Below are 1,640 nucleotides of genomic sequence, written 5' to 3'. Positions count from 1 at the left end.
ACTGTTCATGGCAATGATGTCAGCCATTCAATGCAATCCCGTTTTTAAACAAAAATACCAAGAATTAGTCGCAACTGGTAAACCTAAAAAAGTCGCTATCATAGCCTGCATCAGAAAGATGGTAGTGATACTAAATTCGATGCTTCGAGGTCGCAACTGGTAAACCTAAAAAAGTCGCTATCATAGCCTGCATCAGAAAGATGGTAGTGATACTAAATTCGATGCTTCGAGATGGAAAAAAATGGGAAGTAAAAACGGCGTAGAGTTACTTATTGACGCCATAGTCGTTTGTTATATTGCAAATTACCCTTTGACACTTAATATCTGACCCGTAGCTACTTGTAAATCAAAAATTCTGAGCGAGAAGTTCATTCCAGTATTAATCTCATGGATCAAAGGTTCATCTTTATAAAAGCTTAATGTCGATTCTGCGGAGTCACCATCATAATATTCTTGACCATCTGCAAAACCAACACAACAAGCTAAATCACTAAATTTCTCGGAATCCATCCTCATCCAGCAACTTTTGCCCAAATATCGATACCCATATGGTGGTCTTGGGATTTTTAAAAATGATATTCTTGCCTTTACATCCACTGAGCTTTCCTTGCAATATAACACCTCAATAAGCGGCTATCGCGCTCTTTGCGAACGTCCGCCTTAATTGATTTGTTATCCTTCACTGCCAATCTACTCGGGGCTCTTTTTGTGATTCTGCACAGTCTTTCAAGTACAAATTTATAAGGTTCTGATAGGGAATTCCATTTTTCTCAGACAACTTCTTAAAGTAACCAATCACATCTTGATCTAGCCTAATTGTAATTTGTTTCTTAGTCTTTTTAATATATGGGTTAGGGATTGAATTAGAAAAGTCATAATGTTCACGCACGAGGAATCTCCTTGTAGAGTTTACGTTCACGTTTGTCTGCTTTTCGGGCTGAGATAAGTCTTATCACACCACCCTTATCACGATAACAATGACAAACAATCAATAAACGATTAGCAATGCTCTCGCCTAATATAATAAAACGCTCTTCTCCGTGTGAGCTATCGGGATCATGAATCAACCTTGCTAACACGTCAGAAAAAACCGTCTTAGCTTCATCAAAACTAACACCGTGTTTCTTAATGTTCGCAACAGCTTTCTCTGCATCCCACTGAAAATCAAAATCATCCATAATTAAAGTGTAGTTATATTGTAAGTTAAAATCAACCTCGTGAAGGATAACACTTTGAATAAGCGGTTTGGCAGTGCTTTTCTGCCAAATCCGTCTTAATTCTTTTGTTATATGCGTACAAATTACAACCTGACATACCTAGGCACCTTATTTTCTAGAATTCGAATCAACTCTGGCTGCATGCGTTCGTAATGGTCTGGTATCTCAAGGCAAGCTAATTTCTTACCTTTAAGTAAATCTTTATACTTTTTAGCAACCTTGTTTTTATGACTTTTCTCCATAACTAAAATAACATCTGCCCACTCAACTAAGTCACCAGATAGTGCTGTTTCTGCATCAGAGTTTGTGCCACAGCCAATAGCTTCGACGTTTTCATAAGCTGAAAACACTTCCTCTGCAGTTGGACTTCGTAGTCTATTTTCAGAACAAACAAATAATAGCTTCATGTTTCCTCATAGCATA

General features: G+C 37.6%; 4 protein-coding genes and 1 pseudogene. 1 reads left to right on the top strand and 4 read right to left on the bottom strand.

Features of this window, described 5'->3' with window-relative positions:
* Window positions 1-163: pseudogene (locus tag KUL10_RS18495) on the top strand (IS110 family transposase); the annotation flags it as partial.
* A gap of 140 nt (window positions 164-303) precedes the next feature.
* On the opposite strand, the gene KUL10_RS18485 reads toward KUL10_RS18495, so the two are convergent.
* The 4 genes from KUL10_RS18485 to KUL10_RS18470 form a co-directional block, all read right to left on the bottom strand.
* Window positions 304-597: a hypothetical protein gene (locus tag KUL10_RS18485; RefSeq protein WP_110430441.1), complete on the bottom strand. Its 294-nt coding sequence runs from the start codon at window positions 595-597 to the stop codon at window positions 304-306.
* 82 nt (window positions 598-679) lie between these two features.
* Window positions 680-889: a BrnA antitoxin family protein gene (locus KUL10_RS18480; protein WP_110430440.1), complete on the bottom strand. Its 210-nt coding sequence runs from the start codon at window positions 887-889 to the stop codon at window positions 680-682.
* The gene (locus KUL10_RS18475; protein WP_110430439.1) at window positions 882-1,178 is read right to left on the bottom strand and encodes a BrnT family toxin; all 297 of its coding nucleotides are present in this window, start codon (window positions 1,176-1,178) and stop codon (window positions 882-884) included. Before KUL10_RS18475 ends, KUL10_RS18480 begins: the two co-directional genes overlap by 8 nt.
* A 122-nt stretch (window positions 1,179-1,300) precedes the next feature.
* Complete coding sequence (locus KUL10_RS18470) at window positions 1,301-1,624, bottom strand: low molecular weight protein tyrosine phosphatase family protein (protein ID WP_110430438.1); 324 nt, start codon at window positions 1,622-1,624, stop codon at window positions 1,301-1,303.
* Window positions 1,625-1,640: the final 16 nt, after the last annotated feature.

Source organism: Glaciecola sp. KUL10 (assembly GCF_003203515.1).
GTDB lineage: Bacteria > Pseudomonadota > Gammaproteobacteria > Enterobacterales > Alteromonadaceae > Glaciecola.
This window is presented reverse-complemented; position numbering and strand designations above follow the sequence as displayed.

What these genes read in the sequence shown, in the direction of transcription:
- KUL10_RS18475 (WP_110430439.1), bottom strand. Translation starts at nt 1,178, where the DNA reads ATGGATGATTTTGATTTTCAGTGGGATGCAGAGAAAGCTGTTGCGAAC.
- KUL10_RS18470 (WP_110430438.1), bottom strand. Translation starts at nt 1,624, where the DNA reads ATGAAGCTATTATTTGTTTGTTCTGAAAATAGACTACGAAGTCCAACT.